Below are 20,414 nucleotides of genomic sequence, written 5' to 3'. Positions count from 1 at the left end.
GAATCGTTCATGCCGAACAATTCAATTGCCGGTCGGCGGCGTAAAACTAGGTCTTCATATGCCGTTGCGGCTATCCTAATCTAGGCTGCATCGCCCAGCCCCGGGGAGGCCTTGTGCAAACGCCGGCGTCCGACATCGTCGCTCCAGCCCGGATCGAACTTTTTCATTACAAAGCTGCCATCGGACAACCGATCGTCACCTCCTTCGGCTCGATCCCGGCGCGCAACGCGCTGCTGATCAGGGTGGAGGATCGCGACGGGGCTTTTGGGTGGGGCGAGGTGTGGGCAAACTTTCCGCCTTCCGGAGCCGAGAGCAAATTGCGGCTGCTGGAGACGGTCATCTTGCCGATGTTGCCGGGCCGAAGCTGGTCCAGTCCTGCCGCCGCCTGGATCGACCTCACTCAGCGCATGCGACGCAACGCCATTCAGAGCGGCGAGCCCGGTCCATTCGCGTCCTGCATAGCCGGCATCGAGGTTGCGCTTTCAGATCTCGCGGCGCGCAAGGCCGGGCTGCCGCTCTGGAAAGCACTGGGCCGATCGACCAAGCCCGAACCGGTGATGGCCTACGCCAGCAACCTCAATCCCGACGGCGCGCCCGAATACGTCGCCATGTGCCGCGAGCGCGGCTACCGCGCCTTCAAGCTGAAGGTCGCCTTCGACATGAAGAGCGATCTGGCAAACGTGCGCGAAATAACTTCCGGCCTCAAGCCCGGCGAACGATTCATGATCGATGCCAACCAGGGCTGGGAGCTTTCGACCGCGCGACCTGCGGTCGAGGCGTTCAGCGCGTTCCCCCTGGACTGGATCGAAGAGCCGATTCCGGCCAACGACCCGCCGGCGCACTGGGCGGAGCTTGCCATTCTCTCTCGCATCCCGCTCGCGGGCGGCGAGAATCTCATTGGCTTTCCGGAGTTCGATGCGGCGATCAATGCCGGTTACCTCGGCGTGATCCAGCCGGACATCTGCAAGTGGGGCGGAATCACGGGCTGCGCAGCCGTCGCGCGTCGAGCGGTCGCCGCGGGCCGTCGCTATTGTCCGCACTGGCTCAACTCGGGCCTCGGCCTGCACGCCGCCGCGCATGTGCTGGCCGCCGTCGGTGGTGACGGTCTGCTCGAGCATGATGCCATGGAGAACCCCCTGCAGGCGGTGCTCGCCCAACCTTTCCCGCGCCTCATCGATGGTCGCTTCGCACTGACCTGCGCGCCAGGACTTGGTGTTACGCCGGATCTGCCGGGGGCCAGGTCGTTCCTGGTCCACCGAAGCGAGCATCGGCAATAATCCGGCCGGATGGCAGCCGAGCCATTCAACGGCCGATCGGCAACGCGATCGCCGGCGCGAACCGTTCGCACGCCGTCTGGTGGGCGGCGAGCACATCGCGATCGATGCGCGGCCGAAATCCCGCCGGGAGCACCAATGCGCCGGCCACGAACGGCAGCGGCTCGGCAAACAGCCGGACCTTCGGCTTCAGGAATCCGTTGAACTCGCCGGCATTGCGGATGGTGACGCGCGCGACGCAAGCCTCCATCCAGCAGCCAAGCTCCATCCCGAGTCCGTCCCCGAGCACCGGCTCCATGCCGTGCGCGCGCACCGCATCAAGCGCCTGATGGACCAGGTCGAGGCCGCCGAATCGTTTCAGCTTGAGCTTGCAGAAGCCGACATTGTTGATGCCGCCGGCGCGCCGCACGTCATCGATCGTGCAGATCGGCTCATCCAGCATGATCGGAACGGCCGAGACGCCGGCGACCCTGGCATTGGCGTCCCAATCTTCGGCCGCGCAAGGCTGCTCGAACAGTTCGATTCCGGAGGGGTCGAGGGTTTCCGCAAAGCGGCAGGCCTCGGCTTCGCTGTAAGCGCGATTGGCGTCGAGGCGCATCGTCGCGCGACCGCCGATCGCCTGCTGGATCGCCCTGACACGCCTGCCGTCGTCATCCGCATTCTTGCCAACCTTGATCTTGAAGGTGCGAAAGCCGTCCTCGATACGCCGCTCGACCTCTTCGGTTATTTCGTTCGGGGTAGAGCTGTTGAACGGCGTCAGCAGCGGCAGACGCGCCTCGCGATCGAGCCGCAGCAGCGGGTGATCCTCCAGCATCTCGATCGCCGTCAGCAGGGCCGTTGCGGCAACCTTGCTGGCGTTCAGATGGGCGGCGATGACAGCCTTCGCCTGTGTCGTGTCCTTGCCGACGATTTCAGCGGCGTGCTCCCGGCAGAAGGCCCAGCCGCCCTCGCGAGTCTCGCTGCTCGAACCGGGTGAGATGTGGCCTTCGCCCCAGCCGATGCGGCCGTCGGCATCGCGTACCTCGACGATAACAGGCTCGAATTCGGTAAAGGTGCGATACGACAGCACATAGGGCCGGATCAGCGGAACCCGTACCATCCGCAGCGTGAGTTCTGCCAGCTTCATGGTCACCCCAGTGTGCAAGACAGATCAGGCGATCCGCTCGTTGCCCTTGATCTGGCTGCGATGCATCACGCGCCGCGTCTTCGGATCGAACGGCGCGCGCCGGTGCAGCACGGAGAGGTTATTCCACATCAAGACATCGCCGACCTTCCATTCATGGCACATGGCAAAGCGCGGCTGCGTCGCATGCGCCCACAGCGCGTCGAGCAACGCTTCGCTCTCGGCCACACCGAGGCCAAGCACATAGGCGCTGGGCCGGCGGCCGAGGAAGAGCGCCTTGCGGCCGGTCGTCGGATCGGTGCGGACCAGCGGATGATGCGCGCCCACGGTCTCGCGAACGTCGCTGACCTCCTTAAAACCCTTGCGCAGCAGCCCTGCGCTGTTGCGCGAGGCGTCGTGCACCGCGGTCTTGCCCTCGACCGCCTTCTTCAGGTCCGCGGGCAAGGTCTCGTAGGCGGCAAACATATTGGCGAAATAGGTGTTGCCGCCGGCTTCCGGCGGCGGCACTTCCAGGGCATGCAGCATCGCAGCCTTGGGCGGCACCTCGACATAGGTCATGTCGGCATGCCAAACGGCTTCGCCGTCGCCGAGGTTGCCCGTTGGCTTGCCGTTCTCGACCACGTTGGAAATGACGTTGAGTTCGGGGTGCTCTTTGTTGAACGGCTCGCCATAGGGGTTCGGTCCCGGTGGATCGAGTTCGCCAAAATTTTGGCTGAAGGCGATGAGTTGCGGATCCGAGAGGCTTTGGTCGTGGAAGACGACGACAAGCCGCTCGCGCCAGGCGGTTTCGATCGCGTCGACGTCGGCAGGCGGGATGGCCCTGGACAGATCGATGTCGTCGACTTCTGCGCCGAGCGCCGCGTCCAAATTCCTGATCCGTATCGCCATGGCATTCCCTCACAATCATTTGGCCGGCCCTTCCGGGCCTTGTTGTTTCTCGAAGCGCCGTGCCGGTTCACTCCAGCTGAATACCGCTCGCCTTGATCGGTGCCTCCCATTTCTTGACTTGGCTAGCAAGAAATTTCGCAAGATATTCCGGCGAGCGGCGCTCCGGCGCAATCGCGTCGCCCCCGATCTGCTTGAGCCGCTGCTGCACGGCAGGCGTGTCGAGCGCGGCCATCGTCGCGCGGTTGAGTTTTTGAACAATCGCCGGCGGCGTGCCGGCGGGCAGGAACAGCGCATACCAGCTCGCGGCGTCGAAATCGGTCAACCCCTGCTCATGGGCCGACGGCAGATCCGGCAGACTGGCGGACCGCTCCTTGCTCAGGATTGCGATGGGTTTGATGGCCTTGGCGGCGATCTGCGGCAGCGCCAAGGGGAGGCTGAGGCAGTCGTAATCCACCCGGCCGGCCATCACGTCCTGCATGCCCTGCACGACGTTGCGATAGGGGACGTGCGTGACTTCGATGCCGGCAGCGATATTGAACAGCATGCAGGCCAGATGATTGGAGCCGCCAACGCCCGACGAGGCGTAGTGCATCTTTTCCTGGTTGGCCTTCGCGTAGGCAATAAACTGCTGCAAATTGTCGGCGGGGAAGTCCTTGCGGGCGACCAACACCAGGGATTCGTCGGTCAGCAGCGCCACCGGCGCGAAATCCGCAACCGGATCGTAAGGCGATGTCTTGTAGAGCCAGGGGCTCTGCGCGAAGGTCCCGACATTGCCGATCACGAATTGATAGCCGTCGGGCGCGGCCTTCGCCACGCGGCGTCCGCCCAGCAGACCGCCGGTGCCGGTGACGTTCTCGATCACAACCGGCTGTTGAAGGTTGTTGCTGATTCCATCCGCGACGATACGCGCGATGGCGTCGCTCGAACCGCCGGCCGCAAACGGCACCACGAACGTCATCCCATGTGTCGGCCAGTCCTGCGCGAGCGCAGGTGCGGTCGCAGCAGAGAGCGTTGCGACGGTCGCAATCGCCCGGATGATTTGCATGCTCCCTGCCGCTCCAATGCGCATCGGACTCAATGGCACGGATACACTGAATGCATGGCGGCGGACAAGCCTTCGGATGCGCGCTTCTTCGAATATTCGGGGTGCATCTTGAGCCACGCGACAAGGCTGACGACTATCGCCGTTCTTTTTGCATTTCCCTGTTCCAAATTCGCAGCAGACGTGTCGGGCAAACAATGCTGCCCTGATTTTCCCTCCGCAATATCCGTCATCACGAAGTCCGTCATGCAATTGACGGAAACCTTGGGGCCGGCGCAGCCGCGTACAAAATCTCCTGACGTTTTGAAATTCGCCTGATTGTCAAATTCATGCAGATCGCCGCTGAACGACGGAGCAGACAACAACAGCGCCGCCATCGTGCACACCGGCGCCAAGACATGAATTGGCCGCATCGAACCGCTCCCGCAAACTTAAAAAATGTGTTCAGACCAGCTCATCGAGAAAGCGTCTGCTCATTTGCAATCCTTGTGGGTCGGCTGACACCTTCATGGCTTCGCTGTAGTCTTGCGTAACGCCTTTTCGTTTTCATACATGGTGCCAAGCAAAAATTGTGTGTGCACGTCTTCCAATTCATTGCGCGCCTCTACTTGAGGGGACCGCGTACGGCTTCCCGGGCGGTTGGCCGACCAGCGGAAAGCTTCGCACGCGCTATTTGCGATAGCAACGATTGATCAGTCAATCGGGATGGTGTTGGCATTAGCGGCGGTCGTTAGGTATCCGGAATGGTTTGAAAGTATACTTCCGGTGAAGATGCCAGATGCGCCAACCGCGCCACCAGCAGCCGGGTTACTTCGTCGGTGAACATCCGATCGGCGGGCGCGCGCAGGCGATCAAGCTGCCGCTAAGCGACATCAGTCATCGCAAACCGTTCAATGCTGGCTGCTGACGCCTCAAGCAGATGCGCAAAAGAGGCGCGTCTCGGGTCGCTTCGGAACCTCTGGAAATTCTGATCCGAATCGAAGCTGACGATATGAACTTCGATCGTGCCGTCGGAGTTGCGCAATCGCCGCTCCAGCAATCCGCCAAACTCGCTCAATAGCGGGAGTACGGCGTCCTCGTAGGCCTGAAAGCTGGCAACCCCGTCAGACGGTACGCGCGCAATCAGGACGAACGTCAAGCTTGCAGAAGTTGCGTGCCCCATCGGAAGACATGGCTCCTTCGCAGGAAGTTTGGAGGCGATCATACAGCCGGGGCGGCATCGCGGCGAGTCCGGCCATTTGCCCTCCTGCGATGTCGCACGTGCGTCAGGGTTCGGACATCGGCGTTCGCAACTGTCAGGTCCGCTTCAGGGATACCGGCGCGATGCTTCATTCCCGCCGCAAACAAAAATGGAGGCCAGCGCGCCCGCCTGGCCTCCAGTCTGGTAGTCCAAAACTCTGGTTTGATTTCAGCCGCCGCGTCTACGGCGTACGGTCGGCGGTGACCAGCCGGGCTTCCCGGATCACAGTCTTGGTACCGGCAATGCGCAGGCAGGAAGCTTCGAAATTCGGCCAGGCCTTTTGCGAGCAGCCGGGTCCGACGGTGTGGATATCGAGCCGATCGCCCTTGGCGAGCGCCTGCGGAACGCTGGCTTCAACCTGGGGGGCAAAACCGGGAAGAACGGTGAGGGCTGCGGCGACAAGCGCAGCAATAGCGATGGCGGAAAGTGCCTTGATCATGACGGTCCCCTGTCATTGGGCCTTTTGGCCCGTCGTTTCGTTAACCAACTGATACAAAGCACCGGTTTCCGGATGTCTTCGCGGCAGGCGAAAATGGTTTCTTCGGAGCCGAGTTTTGTTTCGTCGCCTTAAGCGGGACGAAACATGCTCGGCTTGCCTAGGAGACGCCCCGAACCCCCGATAGGTTCAGAGCAGGGGTCCAAATAAATCAGCAGTTTCAGGGGGAACCAGTCCGGCTTGCGGGGCCGCCCGGGGCGGGGTAGACGGGCTTATGCCCCGTATCGCGCTCTATCCCGGCTCCTTCGACCCCGTCACCAACGGCCATCTCGACGTCGTCAGGCACGCCGTCGGCCTGTGTGACCGGCTGATCGTCGCCATCGGGCTGCATCCCGGCAAGAAGCCGCTGTTTTCTGTGGAAGAGCGCCTGGCGATGGTGCGGGAGGTATTCGGGCCGGTCGCCAAGACTGCCGGATGCCAATTCGACTGCACCACCTTCGATGACCTCACCGTCACCGCCGCCAAGCGCGCCGGTGCCACCATCCTGATTCGCGGCTTAAGGGATGGCACCGATCTCGACTACGAGATGCAGATCGCCGGCATGAACGAGACCATGGCGCCGGAGGTCCACACCGTTTTCCTGCCGGCTTCCCCAATGGTCCGCCCGATCACCGCCACACTGGTGCGCCAAATCGCCGGCATGGGCGGCGACGTCTCCAAATTCGTTCCGCCAGAGGTCGCAGCCCAGCTCAAGACCAAATTCGCCAGCTAGCGTCTGTTTTCGCAAAACTGGAAACGATAATCCACCGCGCTATCCCAAACGCTTCAACCAACTCTGCCGGAGTTTCCATGATCCGAATTCTCGCCCTTATCGCAGCGCTGGTCTGTGCCGCGCCCGCGATCGCCCAGCCGCTGCCTGCCAAGCTCGACAAGCCAAATGCGATCGTGATCGACACCACCAAGGGGCGGATCGTGATCCAGCTCCGGACCGATATCGCGCCGAAACACGCCGAGATGATCAAGCTGCTGACGCGCGAGGGGTTTTACAACAACGTGCCGTTCCATCGCGTGATGGGCGGCTTCATGGCACAGACCGGCGACGGCAAGAATTTCGACGGCACCGGCCATTCCGACCATCCCAATCCGCCGGACGAATTTTCCAAGGTTTCGTTCCAGCGCGGCGTCGTCGGCATGGCCTCGACCGGTCAGCCGAACTCCTCGAACTGCCAATTTTTCATCGTGTTCGACGATGCGTCCTTCCTCGACGGCAAATATTCCGTAGTCGGGCAGGTGGTGTCGGGCATGGATGTCGCCGACAAGCTGAAAAAAGCTCCGCCGGGATCGCAAAGCGGCAGCGTCACCGATCCCGACAAGATGGTGAAGGTCCAGGTCGCCTCCGACATCAAGTGAGGCGTCCGGTCTGAATTCGAAAAGGGCGCCATGATCCGCGTTCTCGCATGTATCGCCGCCTTGCTCGCCGCTTCGCCGGCATGGGCCGAGAAACGCATTGCGCTCGTGGTCGGCAACTCGGCCTACGAGAACATCACCCCGCTGGACAATCCGCGCAACGATGCGCGGCTGATCGCGACCACGCTTGCGGGCCTCGGCTTTACGCTGGTCGGTGGCGGGGCGCAGCTCGACCTGAACAAGACCAAGCTGGAAGCGGCGATCCTTGAGTTCGGCAAAAACCTGCCGGGCGCCGACGTCGGAATGTTCTACTACGCCGGCCATGGCGTTCAGATCCGCGGCACCAATTTCCTGGTCCCGATCGGCGCCAACCCGACGCGCGAGGCGGACGCGGATTTCCAGATGATCGACGTCGGTTCGGTGCTGCGCCAGATGGAGAGTTCGGGCACCAAGCTCAACCTCGTCGTGCTCGACGCCTGCCGCAACAATCCGTTCGGCAATCGCGGCTTCCGCTCGGCCACGGGCGGGTTGGCGCAAATCCAGGTGCCCGAGGGGACCCTGATTTCCTATGCCACCCAGCCCGACAGCGTGGCCCAGGACGGCGCCGACGGGAACAGCCCGTATTCCAGGGCCCTTGCCGACATCATGCAAAAGCCGGGGCTCGGGATTTTCGACGCCTTCAATCAGGTCGGGCTTTCGGTCAAGCGGGCCACCGGCGGCGTGCAGCAGCCCTGGGTGTCGTCCTCGCCGATCGACGGCAATTTCTACTTCTCGGGCGCGCCCGGCGGCGTCGCGTCGGCATCACCGCCGGCCGCGGCCCCTGACCCCTGCGCGGCCGCGCAGGCGCATTGGGAAAGCGCCAATGCGATCGGGACGGTCGCCGCCTACCAGGACCACCTCCGGCTGTTTTCGAAATGCCCCTTTGCGGGGCTGGCCCGGGTCAAGATCGAAGAGAAGACGAAGCTCGCCGCGATCTCGCCGCCGCCGATAGCCGCGTCGTCGAAACTCGTACCGGCCGGTGTCGACCCCGCCAATGTCATCGTCATCGATACCACCAAGGGGCGGATCGTCATCAAGCTGCGAGCCGACCTCGCGCCGGCGCATGCCGAGCGGATCATTCAATTAACGCGCGAGGGTTACTACGACAACGTGCCGTTCCATCGCGTCATCGAGAACTTCATGGCGCAGACCGGTGACGGGCAGAATTTCAACGGCACCGGCGGTTCGAAACATCCCAATCTGAAGCCCGAATTCTCCAGCCTGTCTTATAGGCGCGGCATCGTCGGCATGGCGCGGGCGGCGAGTGCGGATTCCGCTAATTCGCAGTTCTTCATCATGTACGCCGACGCGCCCAGCCTGAATGGCAAGTACACCGTAATCGGCGAAGTGGTGTCGGGGATGGACGTGGTCGATAAATTGAAGCGGGCGCCTGCGGGGTCTCCGGGCGGCAACGTGCCCGATCCCGACAAGATGGTCAGGGTGCAAGTCGCATCCGACATCAAGTGAACCCGCGTGGCATCGCTTTGCGGCCGATCTGGTCTGCCGCCGCCTTGCTGCTGCTGCTGCTGTGGTCGGCCGGCGCGCGGGCCGAAGGAGGGCAGGTCAATACCATCCGCGAGGCGATCGAGAGGTTTTCGAAATGCTGGCGGCCGCCGCCGGCCTCGCTCGCCAACCCTATCGACATCACCGTGATCGTGAGCTTTAACCGCGCAGGCGAGATCCTGGGCCATCCCCGGATCACCTATGAATCGGCGGCGGCCACCGACAACGACCGCGTGCAGTACCGCATCGCCGTGATGGAGGCGTTGCAACGCTGCACGCCGATACCATTTACCGATGATATGGCCGGCGCGGTCGCCGGCCACCCCTTCGCGATCCAGTTCCACAAACCGAAACCACCACCCCAACCCGCAGAGAAGAGAGCATGGCTGACACCGAAAATACCTTGATCCTCGAAACCACGCAGGGACCGGTCACGATCGAGATGCGGCCCGATCTCGCGCCGGGTCACGTCGCGCGGATCAAGGAACTGGTGCGCGAGGGTTTTTACGACGGCATCGTGTTCCACCGCGTGATCGACGGCTTCATGGCGCAGACCGGCTGTCCGCAGGGTACCGGCACCGGCGGCTCCGGCAAGAAGCTGAAGGCCGAATTCAACAACGAGCCCCATGTCCGCGGCACCACTTCGATGGCGCGCGCGGCGAGCCCGGATTCCGGCGACAGCCAGTTCTTTATCTGCTTCGACGACGCGTCCTTCCTGAACAAGCAGTACACGGTCTGGGGCAAGGTCACCTCGGGCATGGAGAACGTCGACAAGATCAAGCGCGGCGAGCCGGTGAAAAACCCCGACAAGATCGTCAAGGCGCGGATGGCGCTGGACGAGGCGGCGTGAATGGACCTTCCGTCGTTCCGGGGCAGCCCGCAGGGCTGAACCCGGAATCTCGAGGTTCGCCGAGGTGCAATTGCACATCTGAGGTTCACGCTTCGCGTGCCCCGGAATGACGTTGTGAGACCATGCTGGAGCGCATTGGCGCCATGCGCACCGACCTCTTCGACTTCGAACTCCCAGCCGCCAGCATCGCGCTGCGCCCGGCCAGCCCGCGCGACTCCGCGCGGATGCTGGTGGTCCAGCGCGACGGTATTTTGCGCGACCAGGGTATCGCCGACCTTCCGCGATGGCTCGATCCCGGCGACCAATTGGTGGTCAACGACACCAAGGTGATATCCGCCCAGCTCAAAGGTCGCCGCATCGGCCGCGAGACTGAGCCGAAGATCGAGGCGACCCTGATCAAACGGCTCGACGGCTCGCGCTGGCAGGCGCTGGTCAAGCCGGCCAAAAAGCTTTCGACGGGCGACGTGGTTCGTTTCGGCAACGAGGGCAGGGTATGCCTGCTCGGCCATCTCGACGCGCAAGTTGAGCACAAGGGCAGTGACGGCGAGGTCACGCTGTCGTTTTCGTTTCACGGCCCCGCGCTCGACCAGGCCATCGCCGACCTCGGCAGCCCGCCATTGCCGCCCTACATCGCCTCCAGGCGGGCGCCCGACGAGCGCGACGCCAGCGATTACCAGACCATGTTCGCAGTCGAGGAGGGCGCGGTCGCGGCGCCGACCGCGGGCTTGCATTTTACCCCCGATCTGGAGACCGCCTTGCGTGCGCGCGGCATCGGGATCGTCAGGGTGACGCTGCATGTCGGCGCCGGGACCTTCCTGCCGGTCAAGGCGGAGGACACCGAGCGGCACCGCATGCATTCGGAATGGGGCAGCCTGTCGGCCGAGACGGCGGGCGTGCTGAACGCGGCGCGCGCCGCGGGCGGCCGCATCGTCGCGGTCGGCACCACCTCGCTGCGGCTTCTGGAAAGTGCCGCCGCCGAGGACGGCACCATCGAGCCGTTTTCCGGCGAGACCGCGATCTTCATCACGCCGGGCTATCGCTTTCGCGCGGTCGATATTCTCCTGACCAATTTCCACCTGCCGCGCTCGACCCTGTTCATGCTGGTGTCGGCGTTCTCAGGGCTGGCGACGATGCAACAGGCCTATGCCCACGCAATTCAAGCGGGCTACCGGTTCTATTCCTACGGCGACGCCTGCCTGTTGTTTCGTGATAAGTCGTAACGATGGCCCTTCCCAATCATTTCGAACTGCTGGCGACTGACGGCACCGCGCGCACCGGCCTTCTGACCACGCCGCATGGCGTGGTGCGCACGCCGGCCTTCATGCCGGTCGGCACCGCGGGCGCCATGAAGGGCGTGCATTGGCGCGAGGTGCGCGAAGCCGGCAGCGATATCGTGCTCGGCAACACCTATCATCTGATGCTGCGGCCGGGCGCCGAGCGGATCGCGGCGCTGGGCGGTCTGCAACACTTCACCGGCTGGAACGGCCCGATGCTGACGGACTCCGGCGGCTTCCAGGTGATGTCGCTGTCGGAGTTGCGGAAAGTGAGCGAGCACGCGGTGACCTTCCGTTCGCATATCGACGGCGAAAAAATAGAATTGTCGCCGGAACGCTCGATCGAGGTGCAGCTTCTGCTCGGCTCCGATATCGCCATGCAGCTCGACGAATGCGTAAGGCTGCCAGCCGAGCCTGATGATGTCGAGCGTGCGATGCTGCTCTCGTTGCGCTGGGCCGAGCGCAGCAAGCGCGCCTTCGAGACGGCGCCAGCGGGGTATATGCTGTTCGGCATCGCGCAAGGTGGCGACCTGTCGCAACTGCGGCGGGCCAGCGCGCGGGGCCTGGTCGAGATCGGCTTTCACGGCTATGCGATCGGCGGCCTTGCGGTCGGCGAACCTCAGGACGTCATGCTCGCCATGGTCGAAGAGGTCGCAGCAGAACTGCCCGGCGATCGCCCACGCTATCTGATGGGCGTCGGAACGCCCGAGGATCTGCTGGAGGCGGTCGCGCGCGGGATGGACATGTTCGATTGCGTGATGCCGACTCGGAACGGCCGCCACGGCATGGCGTTCACCCGTTTCGGCCAGATCAACCTGCGCAACGCCCGCCATGCCGACGATATCAGGCCGCTGGACGAGGAGAGCGCATGGCCGTCGACGCGCGGCATCTCGCGCGCCTATCTGCATCACCTTGTGCGGTCGGGCGAGACGCTGGGGGCGATGTTGTTGTCGGAAATCAACATCGCCTACTACCAACAACTGATGCAGGACATGCGGGAAGCGATCGCGCAGGGAACGTTCGAAAGTTTCCGCGAACGCGCCCGCGACGGCTGGGCACAAGGCGACATTCCGCCGCGCTAGGGCTGTGGACCCGTCAGGCGTATAATCAGGGGGATCGCCTGCGGACCCATCGAAGCGCGAGACAGGGAGCTACGACATGAGTGTCGGACTTGTTGAGTTCACGCGAGCGGCGTTGGAGAAGGGCATCGGGCGCGAGGAAATTGCCGATACCCTCAAGCGAGCGGGCTGGGCCGAACATGACATCAAGGCCGCGCTGAACGCGTTCGCCGATGTGGCGTTTCCGATCCCGGTGCCGCGGCCCAAACCCTACCTCTCGGCGCGTGAGGTTTTCATTTATCTCATTCTGTTTGCGGCCCTCTACGGCACAGCCTTCAGTATCGGTTCGCTGCTGTTCGAATTGATCAATCGAAGCTTTCCCGATCCGCTTTGGCAGAACTCCATTCAGGCGTCGAACAACAACATCCGCTGGGATATGGCCTGGATCATCGTCGCATTTCCGCTTTTCATGCTGACGTTTCGGTCGGTCAACCACGCGATCAGGACCGATCTGACGAAGCGTGCCTCGCGGCCGCGCAAATGGTTGACGTATCTGACGCTGTTCGTCGCCGGTGCGTTTTTGATCGGCGACGCCGCGACACTTATCTATAATTTGCTGGGTGGAGAACTCACCATTCGCTTCGTTCTAAAAGTTGCGACAATCGCCGTGATGGCGGGCGGCATTTTCACGTTTTTTCTATCCGAAATGCGACGGGATGAAACGGTATGAAGGTGCAATCCTCGACTGTGTTCGCCGTGTTCTGCACGATTGCCGTCCTTGCGGCGCTGGTTGGCGGATGGCTTTTTGTCGGTTCACCGAGCGAGGCGCGCTTGGCCCGTTTTGACGCGAGGCGCGCATCCGACCTTGCAACCATATCCAGAACGGTGACGAGCTATCGGCTGACGTCGGAGGCGCTGCCGCAAACCCTCGGTGATTTGCAGCGCGCGCAGCCGGCCGCAGGCCTAAGCTTCAAGGATCCGGCGGGACAAGCCTATGAGTATACGGCCAAGGATGCCTTCGCCTACGAGCTTTGCGCCAGTTTCGACACGGCGGCGGAAACGACCGAGCCATCGGTACGCCCGTATTCAGTGTTCGAGAAGCATGGGCTGGGAAGGCAATGTTTCAGCCTCGAGGCGAGACCGCCATCGCGCAGATGATCCCACGCATCGGGCAGCTACGACTGGAAATCCCTGAGTGCGGAGCGCTCAGTTACAGGCGAACCGCCGCAGCGCGTGCTTGGTCACGAAACCGTAACCGCAGGTGTCGCAGGTCCAGAGATAGCTGATGACGTTGTCGGAAAGATAGGCAGAGGCTTCCGCCGCCACCATGGAGTCAGCACAAACCGGACAGGTCGGCAAATCACAGCCACGCGGGTCGGGCGCACGCGTATCGGTCGACAGGACTTCAGCAACTGCTGACATCGTGACCTCCTTGCGATCTGAACCTGGGTTTACCATACACTATTTTCCTTGACGATGTGGCAACACAAATGCGTTGGTTTTAAGTTATTTGGCAGCTTAAACATTTTGCATCGCAGCGATTTTCGCTTTCCCGGATTCCGGCTTGCACATCGCCACTCGCTGCCCCTAATGAACGAGCAGCCTCCCCTCCGTGCACAATGTCGCCACAAGGAGTTCGTCATGGACGCGCCATCACCCACGAGTGCAGTGCACCGTCCCGGCCGGGGTCGCGTATTCGACTCCATCGTTGAGGCGGTCGGTGACACGCCGATTGTCCGCTTGCGCAAATTGCCGGAGGAGCATGGCGCGCACGCGACCATTCTCGCCAAGCTGGAATATTTCAATCCGGCGGCCAGCGTGAAGGACCGCATTGGCGCTGCGATGGTGATTGCGATGGAGAAGGCGGGACATATCAACGCCGACACCGTGCTGATCGAACCGACCTCAGGCAATACCGGCATTGCGCTGGCCTTCGTCGCAGCTTCCCGCGGTTACCGGCTCAAGCTCGTCATGCCGGACTCGATGTCGATCGAGCGACGCAAGATGCTGGCGTTTCTCGGCGCCGAACTCGTGCTGACGCCGGCGGCCCAGGGCATGAAAGGCGCAATCGCGACCGCCGAGGAGATGGTGCGGACCACGCCGAATTCGGTGATGCCGCAGCAATTCAGGAACCTCGCCAATCCCGAAATCCACCGCCGCACCACGGCGGAGGAAATCTGGAACGATACCGGCGGCAACATCGATTACTTCGTCGCCGGCGTCGGCACCGGCGGCACCATCACCGGCGTCGGCCAGGTGCTCAAACCGCGCAAACCTTCGCTGCGCGTCGTCGCCGTCGAACCGGAGGAAAGTCCGGTGCTGTCGGGTGGACAGCATTCGCCGCACAAGATCCAGGGCATCGGCGCCGGTTTCGTTCCCGACATCCTCGACCGCTCAGTGATCGACGAGATCGTCAAGATCAACAGCGCCACCGCGATCGACACCTCGCGCGCGCTGGCGCGCCACGAGGGCATTGCCGGAGGGATTTCCTCAGGTGCCGCGATCGCAGCCGCGCTGCAGATCGGCAAGCGGCCGGAAGCCGCGGGCAAGACCATCCTGGCGATTGTGCCCGACTTCGCCGAGCGTTATCTGTCGACGGCGCTGTTCGAAGGAATCTGACCATGGCAGACCAACCGAGGCGACCGAGAACGCTGAACGACGCCCGCACCGAGGCCGAGGCGGCGTTTCGGAAGACAACGACCAAGGTCGCGGAAGCGCCGCCGAAACCGACCGCGCTTCCCGGCGTGAAGGAACTGGTTTCGCTGCGGATCGATCAGGACGTTCTGGAATTTTTCCAAGAGGGTGGTCCGGGCTGGCAGGACCGTATCAACGAGGCGCTGCGCAAGGCGGCCGGGAAGTAGGATCCGGCAGGCGGCCGAGACGATAGATTCTAACCTCACGCGTCTTCGTAACGCGAACCGGTGACCATCCCGCATCGAGTGCGGGACAAGCTTCGCTTGAAAACGCCATGACAAAAAAGCCCGGGACGAACCCGGGCTTTTTCATCTCACACTTCGCTGACTTCAGCGGAACAGGCCGCCCATCATGCCGCCGATCAGGCCGCCGGGCCCGGAGGGACCGCGATAATGACGGCCGCCGCCACCGCCGCCTCCGCCCCCTCCGCCGCTATGATGGTGGTGGGAGGAGTGATCGTCGGAATCGTCGCTGGAGCTGGTTTGCGTGGTCGCCACGATCTCGGCCAGCAACGCCTTGTGCTGCAGCTTGTTGAGGTAGCCAGTCTTGGGATAGCCGCGCGCGGCCTGCCAGCGGCTTATCACCGAGCGGGTGTCCTCGTCGAACTTGCCGTTGACCTTGGTGTCGAAGCCGAGCCCGGTGAGCCGGCGCTGCACGTCGCGGCGCTGGCCCTTGTCGAGGCCGATCTGGTCCTCGGTGGTCTGGTCGGAAGCATCGGTGAAGGTGGCCGGATCGACGCCGGTGGTCAGGTTACGGGTCGTGGTCGATGGACCGTTTTCGAGCGAGGCGATCCGGGCCAGCGCCAGCGACTTGAACTGACCGTTGGGGTAGGTCGTGAGATAGGCGTTGAGTTCTTCCGGCTTGTTGGATTCCTTGACCGAGCGCCAGAATTCGAGTTCGACGTCCGAACCGCTGGAAGCAGAGGCAACCGCGGCCGGAGCCGCCGCCGCCGGAGCGCCGGCCGCCGTATTGGCGGCGGGTGCCGGCGCCGCGGCCGGATTGAGGAAGACCGAACCGATCAGGTTGGTATGTCCCCAGGGCAATTGACCCTTGTTGGTCTCTTCGTTGACCTGGGCGCGGACCTCGGTCATCGCCTGCTGGATCTCGACGCCGGGCGTCGTGATGTGGGCGATCAGGGCGCGGGTGAAGGGGCTGTTGGTGCCCTCCTGGCCGTCGAGCGCGGTCTGTCCTGGACCGGTGGCGAACGCGATCAAGGTGCCTTCACCCGACTTCATTTCGGCCAGTCCGGACTGCACCGAGACGCTACGGGTCGCGGAGTTCGATTTGATCTTGGCGGCAAAGGGATTGTCGCGGCAAGCATCGAGGAACACCAGCTTGACCTTGGCATCGCTCATGGTCTGGTCCAGCGTGAGATCGATATTGATCGCCGCGCCGAGTTTGACGTCCATTTCCGATTTGATGTCGGCATCGATCGGCAACAGATAGTTGGTGCCGGCGATGGCGATGCCGTGACCGGCATAGAAGAACACCGCGATGTCGGCGCCTTGCGCCTTCTTGCCGAAGTCGAGCAGCTTTTCCGTCATCTTGTCGCGGGTGAGGTTGGTGCCCTCGACCACCTCGAAGCCGACATTGCGAAGCGTGGAGGCCATCGCCTTGGCGTCGACCGGCGGGTTGGGAAGCTGCGCCACGTTCTTGTAAGCGCCGTTGCCGACGACAAAGGCGACACGGCGGTCGGCCTTGGCCGCATTGGCGGTGAAAATCATGCAAATCAGGGAAAGAATGACGGTAAGGTAGCGCATTTGAAATCCCCTGGTGGAATCGGGCAACGCGGCCCTCAATCGGTTGGCCGCAGAATACACGAAAAAGCCGCAACTCGCGCCACAAAAAATAAGGCGTTTGCCCGATTCTTGGTGACAGCCATCCGTAATGGGTGAGGCTATTGAATTCTCGCCAAGAAGAGCGTGATCTGGATCACAATTTCGCCGGGCGCTACCCGGAAAAAATTGGCGGATGGGTCAAGTCACCGCGCGCGCGGGAACCGGATCGGCCGATCGCAGGTTCAGGAGGTTGCCGCCAAGGATCAGCACCGCGCCCAGCACCGTGAAAGCGTCCAGCCGTTCCGAATAGACCAACCAGCCGAGCAGCGCCGTCAGTGGAACCCGCAGGAAATCCATCGGCAGCACGATGGTGGCGTCGGCATGCAGCATCGCGCGGGCCATGCAGTAGTGGGAGAAGGTGCCGCAGAAGCCGATCACGGCGATCCAGCCCCAGGTCACAGCCCCGGGCCAGCTCCAGACATAGAGGGTCGGTAACAATCCGGCCGCGGACTGGATCACCAGCATCCAGAAAATGATCGAAATCGTCTTTTCGGTGCGGGTCAGCGATTTCATCATGGCAACCGAGATGCCGAAGCCGACGGCGGCGGCCAGCGCGATCAATTGGCCGGGATTGACGACGCCGGTCGCCGGCCGGACGATGATGATGACCCCGATCACGCCGAGCACGATCGCCAGGATCTTCCAGACCGTCATGCGCTCGCCGAGAAAACTCGCGGCCAGGATCGCGGTCCAGATCGGCATGGTGAATTCGATGGCGACCACCTGGCCGAGCGGAATCAGGGTCAAGGCGAAGAACCAGCCGAGTTGGGCGGCATAGTGGATGAGATTGCGTCCGATATGCTGCAGCGGCCGCGAGGTCCGCATCGCCGAAAAGCCGCCATTGATGCGGACCAGCGGGTAGAGCATGCAAAAGCCGATGATGGTGCGCAGTTCCATGACCTGGAACACGTTGAGGTCGCGCAACGCCTCGCGCCCGGCGACCGCGACGAGCAGCATCAGGGCAAGCCAGCCCGCCATCCACAGCGCGGCCCTCGGTTTGGAAGGTGTTCGGTCCATCATCGGGAAATGCCAGAGACGGCAGGGGCCGGGCGGTTGGGGGCGGGTGCGCCGGTATCGGCGACTGGATGAGGATTTGCAACGTGCAAATCGGCTGTCACAGGGATGCGCCGGCCCTGCGATCGGTGCTAAAGATTTTGCTCGGATGGTCCGAAGGACCAGACCCGGAATCCAAGGATTCCGGGTTCGCTCGTTTCACTCGCGCCCCGGAATGACGAAAGAAGTCTGGAGATTCGCCGATGCGTATCCTGCAGCCTGCCGAATGGTCGAAGCCGCGCGGCTTCTCGCACGGCGTCGAAATTGCCGCCCCCGGCCGCTGGATCGTGCTGGCCGGCCAGACCGGCGGCGACGAGAAGGGCGACTATCCCACCGACATGGCCGCGCAGGTCGCTAGCGCTTTGCGTCGCATCATCAAGCTGTTGGCGGAAGCCGGCGCGGGTCCCCAGCACATCGTCCGGCTGACCTGGTATTTGACCAGTCGCGCCGAATATGAGGCCGCCGGCCCCGGCATCGGCGCGGCCTGGCGCGAGACGCTCGGAAAGAATTTTCCGCCCTCGACGCTGCTCTATATCGCAGGCCTGGTCGATGAACGCGCCAAGGTCGAAATCGAAGTCACGGCCTTCGTGCCGGGTGCATAGGAAGCTATCGAGATGAACACCTCCAAGCGATCGACATCAGCCGATTTCGTCAGGTCATTTGCCACCGGTTGGCCCGAGCAGGAGCCCCACATCATGGTGCTGTCGCTAACCACGGATAAGGGCGTGCAGGATTTTGCCCTGACCAAGGAGCAGGCGCTGCTGGTCGCCAAGACCATGAAGGAAACCGCGGCCCGCCTGGCGCGGCCGAAACAGGAGAGCTAGCGAGGGCCAGGGAAGGGCCGAAACGGAGGCTAATAGCGCGACAGCGTAATGTTGGCGCCCCTGAACGAGCCCTCGGAGCGGATGCCAATCGTTTGCCGGTTGCCGCGGGTCGAAAGCGAGATGTTGGCGACAAATCCGGGCGCGTTGGCAAGCACTTGAAAATTGCCGTTGGCGCCCTGGCCTTCCAGGATGCCATTGACCCCGCGGCTGGTCTCGCTCCAGGAGCCGGACAGTCTGCCGCGATCGGAGATGACATCGGCCCTGAGATCGAATTTGTAGCTGTCGCTGGCGCAAACCAGCGACAGGTTGAGGCCGGTCCCGCCGGCGCCGACGGCATAGGTCGCGCGGCATCGAAGCCGCTCGGAGGATCCGTCGTCAAGGGTGACGCCGCCGCCGCCGGACCAGTTGCCGGCCATGCCGGCGAACGGACCGGCTTGGGCGTAACTCGCAGAGCCGGATACCATCGCTACCAGCAACGTGACGACGGCGAAGATCAGCCGTCGTAGAATGGCGGCAGCGGTTCCGCCAGATTTACTGGCGGGCGGCTTCCCAGCGGCCGCTGCACGGGATGCCTGCAGAGGCTCCGTTCCATTTCCCCGATCCGCCATTGCCGCTGAGCTGGCCATTCGCATATGCACCACCGATTGAAACCCGGACGAGACCTTCCCGTCCGATGCTGCCGGTGACGTCGGCACCGGAGGCGGAAACCTTACCGTCCGAGACCATCAGCGTCGAGCGTGTCTGCGGCTCGCAGCTGCCGCTTTTTGTCACTACCGTCACGCTCCAGACCCCATCATAGGGTGACTGGGCCAGCGCGGGAGCGGTGAAGGCGGCGGCAAGAGTAGAAGCGAGAAATACGGTAGTAATGCGATTGTGGCGCATGAATCAAATCCCCGATTTTTGCGTGATGAGGGGCTTATCCGGGCACATTGTGTCCAAAATTTGCCGCGCTGCAACAACGCAGGAAGTTCCAGCCAAATCAATATTTTGATGCAGCGAAAGGTTCCCTCAAAGGGAACAAAAATTCGGTGCCTCGGGTGGAAATCCGGGTCGGCATGGACTGCGGTATTATTCTACTCCGAAAGCGCAGGCGCCTTGGTCGCAAATTGCTCGTCCTGCGGCCTGGCGGGCAGGCTGTCATGGGCTTTCGCGTAGTCGATGACTTCGCCGAGCAATTTTTGGCCGAGCGGCGCCAGTGCGCGCTCCCATAATTCGCGGGCGGTCTCGCCTTTTTTCACAAAACACCATTCCTGGGCGGCGATGGCGCCGGCATCCATGCGGTTGGCGAGATGATACACGGTGCCGCCGGCGATCGGATCGCCTTCCCGGATGGTCCATTCCACCGCGGCGATGCCGCGGTGGCGCGGCAGCAGCGAGGGATGATAGCCGATACCGCCCAGTCTCGCGGCGGCCAGCGCGTCGGAGCCGATCCGGGCGTGGCTATGCGCGGTCACGATCAGGTCGGTCCCGTCGGCGATTTCGGAGGCGACGACGAGCCTGGGATTGGCCTGCACCACGACCTCGATCCCGGCGTCGCGGGCCGCGGCCGCCAGCCGGTCTTCGGCATCGGCGACCACGACCCTGACGATGTCGACGCCATGTTGGCGCAGCATGTTCAGGGTGGTCACGCCAAAATGGCGGGAGCCGACCAGGGTGATCCGCATGGTGGTTGTTCCGTGTTGGGCCGGGCTAATCTTGCCCGTCGATAACACGCGGGAAGGCCCTGTCACGCCGGCCGCAAACGGAGAGGCGGGTTATCAACAGGGGGCGACGCGCGCCAAGAAGCGACGGGGCGGAAGCTCGCGAGGGCCGAAAATCGATTGCGCGGTGCGAGGAGGCGGGTGCGAAGCGGAACAGGCGCCTGTCAGCGC

Annotated in this window: 26 protein-coding genes; 14 read left to right on the top strand and 12 right to left on the bottom strand. The window is 63.0% G+C overall.

What is annotated here, in order from left to right; genetic code table 11:
- Positions 1-113: 113 nt before the first annotated feature.
- Positions 114-1,277, top strand: a complete 1,164-nt coding sequence (locus tag VK804_RS17455; RefSeq protein ID WP_325372450.1) for a mandelate racemase/muconate lactonizing enzyme family protein — start codon at positions 114-116, stop codon at positions 1,275-1,277.
- Positions 1,278-1,302: 25 nt separating this feature from the next.
- On the opposite strand, the gene VK804_RS17450 is transcribed toward VK804_RS17455, so the two are convergent.
- The 6 genes from VK804_RS17450 to VK804_RS17425 all read right to left on the bottom strand — a co-directional run bounded on the left by VK804_RS17450 (position 1,303) and on the right by VK804_RS17425 (position 6,006).
- The gene (locus VK804_RS17450) at positions 1,303-2,400 is read right to left on the bottom strand and encodes a mandelate racemase/muconate lactonizing enzyme family protein (protein WP_325372448.1); all 1,098 of its coding nucleotides are present in this window, start codon (positions 2,398-2,400) and stop codon (positions 1,303-1,305) included.
- A 24-nt stretch (positions 2,401-2,424) separates the two neighbouring features.
- Complete coding sequence (locus VK804_RS17445; protein ID WP_325372446.1) at positions 2,425-3,285, bottom strand: TauD/TfdA family dioxygenase; 861 nt, start codon at positions 3,283-3,285, stop codon at positions 2,425-2,427.
- Positions 3,286-3,352: 67 nt separating this feature from the next.
- A complete protein-coding gene (locus VK804_RS17440) occupies positions 3,353-4,330 on the bottom strand; it encodes a tripartite tricarboxylate transporter substrate binding protein (protein ID WP_325372444.1) in 978 nt (325 codons plus the stop codon).
- A gap of 29 nt (positions 4,331-4,359) precedes the next feature.
- Entirely contained in the window at positions 4,360-4,740 is a 381-nt protein-coding gene (locus tag VK804_RS17435) for a hypothetical protein (RefSeq protein WP_325372442.1), read from the bottom strand.
- 449 nt (positions 4,741-5,189) lie between these two features.
- Complete coding sequence (locus tag VK804_RS17430; protein ID WP_325372440.1) at positions 5,190-5,465, bottom strand: hypothetical protein; 276 nt, start codon at positions 5,463-5,465, stop codon at positions 5,190-5,192.
- 283 nt (positions 5,466-5,748) lie between these two features.
- Entirely contained in the window at positions 5,749-6,006 is a 258-nt protein-coding gene (locus VK804_RS17425; RefSeq protein ID WP_325372438.1) for a hypothetical protein, read from the bottom strand.
- A gap of 271 nt (positions 6,007-6,277) precedes the next feature.
- Here VK804_RS17425 and coaD point away from each other — a divergent pair, with 271 nt between their 5' ends.
- The 9 genes from coaD (at position 6,278) to VK804_RS17375 (ending at position 13,292) form a co-directional block, all read left to right on the top strand.
- Positions 6,278-6,775 (top strand): pantetheine-phosphate adenylyltransferase, encoded by a 498-nt coding sequence (gene coaD, locus VK804_RS17420; RefSeq protein ID WP_325372436.1) that lies wholly within the window; start codon positions 6,278-6,280, stop codon positions 6,773-6,775.
- Between the two features lie 77 nt (positions 6,776-6,852).
- Positions 6,853-7,413 carry a peptidylprolyl isomerase gene (locus tag VK804_RS17415; protein WP_325372434.1) on the top strand — a complete coding sequence of 187 codons (561 nt, stop codon included), beginning with the start codon at positions 6,853-6,855 and terminating at the stop codon, positions 7,411-7,413.
- 30 nt (positions 7,414-7,443) lie between these two features.
- Positions 7,444-8,916: a peptidylprolyl isomerase gene (locus VK804_RS33040; protein ID WP_414642806.1), complete on the top strand. Its 1,473-nt coding sequence runs from the start codon at positions 7,444-7,446 to the stop codon at positions 8,914-8,916.
- 44 nt (positions 8,917-8,960) lie between these two features.
- Positions 8,961-9,359: a hypothetical protein gene (locus VK804_RS17400; protein WP_325372432.1), complete on the top strand. Its 399-nt coding sequence runs from the start codon at positions 8,961-8,963 to the stop codon at positions 9,357-9,359.
- A complete protein-coding gene (locus tag VK804_RS17395) occupies positions 9,335-9,802 on the top strand; it encodes a peptidylprolyl isomerase (protein WP_325372430.1) in 468 nt (155 codons plus the stop codon). Before VK804_RS17400 ends, VK804_RS17395 begins: the two co-directional genes overlap by 25 nt.
- 143 nt (positions 9,803-9,945) lie before the next feature.
- On the top strand, positions 9,946-11,022 hold the full coding sequence (gene queA / locus VK804_RS17390) for a tRNA preQ1(34) S-adenosylmethionine ribosyltransferase-isomerase QueA (RefSeq protein WP_325372510.1): 1,077 nt from the start codon (positions 9,946-9,948) through the stop codon (positions 11,020-11,022).
- Positions 11,023-11,024: 2 nt separating this feature from the next.
- A complete protein-coding gene (tgt, locus tag VK804_RS17385; RefSeq protein ID WP_325372428.1) occupies positions 11,025-12,158 on the top strand; it encodes a tRNA guanosine(34) transglycosylase Tgt in 1,134 nt (377 codons plus the stop codon).
- 112 nt (positions 12,159-12,270) lie between these two features.
- The gene (locus VK804_RS17380; protein ID WP_325372426.1) at positions 12,271-12,864 is read left to right on the top strand and encodes a DUF5671 domain-containing protein; all 594 of its coding nucleotides are present in this window, start codon (positions 12,271-12,273) and stop codon (positions 12,862-12,864) included.
- Positions 12,865-12,881: 17 nt separating this feature from the next.
- A complete protein-coding gene (locus tag VK804_RS17375) occupies positions 12,882-13,292 on the top strand; it encodes a hypothetical protein (RefSeq protein WP_325372424.1) in 411 nt (136 codons plus the stop codon).
- 48 nt (positions 13,293-13,340) lie between these two features.
- Here VK804_RS17375 and VK804_RS17370 read toward each other — a convergent pair whose 3' ends face one another.
- A complete protein-coding gene (locus VK804_RS17370; RefSeq protein ID WP_325372422.1) occupies positions 13,341-13,556 on the bottom strand; it encodes a hypothetical protein in 216 nt (71 codons plus the stop codon).
- A gap of 219 nt (positions 13,557-13,775) precedes the next feature.
- Here VK804_RS17370 and cysK point away from each other — a divergent pair, with 219 nt between their 5' ends.
- A complete protein-coding gene (gene cysK / locus VK804_RS17365; protein WP_325372420.1) occupies positions 13,776-14,753 on the top strand; it encodes a cysteine synthase A in 978 nt (325 codons plus the stop codon).
- A 2-nt stretch (positions 14,754-14,755) separates the two neighbouring features.
- The gene (locus VK804_RS17360; protein ID WP_325372418.1) at positions 14,756-14,995 is read left to right on the top strand and encodes a BrnA antitoxin family protein; all 240 of its coding nucleotides are present in this window, start codon (positions 14,756-14,758) and stop codon (positions 14,993-14,995) included.
- A 162-nt stretch (positions 14,996-15,157) separates the two neighbouring features.
- Here VK804_RS17360 and VK804_RS17355 read toward each other — a convergent pair whose 3' ends face one another.
- Entirely contained in the window at positions 15,158-16,588 is a 1,431-nt protein-coding gene (locus VK804_RS17355) for a caspase family protein (RefSeq protein WP_325372416.1), read from the bottom strand.
- Positions 16,589-16,804: 216 nt separating this feature from the next.
- Positions 16,805-17,683 carry a DMT family transporter gene (locus VK804_RS17350; RefSeq protein WP_325372508.1) on the bottom strand — a complete coding sequence of 293 codons (879 nt, stop codon included), beginning with the start codon at positions 17,681-17,683 and terminating at the stop codon, positions 16,805-16,807.
- 239 nt (positions 17,684-17,922) lie between these two features.
- On the opposite strand from VK804_RS17350, the gene VK804_RS17345 reads away from it, so the two are divergent.
- Both VK804_RS17345 and VK804_RS17340 read left to right on the top strand, forming a co-directional pair.
- Positions 17,923-18,321, top strand: coding sequence for a RidA family protein (locus tag VK804_RS17345; protein WP_325372414.1), 399 nt, complete (start codon positions 17,923-17,925; stop codon positions 18,319-18,321).
- A gap of 12 nt (positions 18,322-18,333) precedes the next feature.
- Positions 18,334-18,543, top strand: coding sequence for a hypothetical protein (locus VK804_RS17340; RefSeq protein WP_325372412.1), 210 nt, complete (start codon positions 18,334-18,336; stop codon positions 18,541-18,543).
- A gap of 29 nt (positions 18,544-18,572) precedes the next feature.
- On the opposite strand, the gene VK804_RS17335 is transcribed toward VK804_RS17340, so the two are convergent.
- From VK804_RS17335 to VK804_RS17325, 3 genes are all read right to left on the bottom strand, one after another.
- A complete protein-coding gene (locus VK804_RS17335; protein WP_325372410.1) occupies positions 18,573-19,007 on the bottom strand; it encodes a hypothetical protein in 435 nt (144 codons plus the stop codon).
- 67 nt (positions 19,008-19,074) lie between these two features.
- Complete coding sequence (locus VK804_RS17330; protein ID WP_325372408.1) at positions 19,075-19,425, bottom strand: hypothetical protein; 351 nt, start codon at positions 19,423-19,425, stop codon at positions 19,075-19,077.
- A gap of 191 nt (positions 19,426-19,616) precedes the next feature.
- Complete coding sequence (locus tag VK804_RS17325; RefSeq protein WP_325372406.1) at positions 19,617-20,207, bottom strand: formyltransferase family protein; 591 nt, start codon at positions 20,205-20,207, stop codon at positions 19,617-19,619.
- Between the last annotated feature and the right edge of the window lie 207 nt (positions 20,208-20,414).

This window comes from Bradyrhizobium sp. (genome assembly GCF_035484855.1).
Taxonomy (GTDB): Bacteria; Pseudomonadota; Alphaproteobacteria; order Rhizobiales; family Xanthobacteraceae; genus Bradyrhizobium.
The sequence above is the reverse complement of the archived record's forward strand: the minus strand, read 5'-3'. Positions and strand labels throughout refer to the sequence as shown.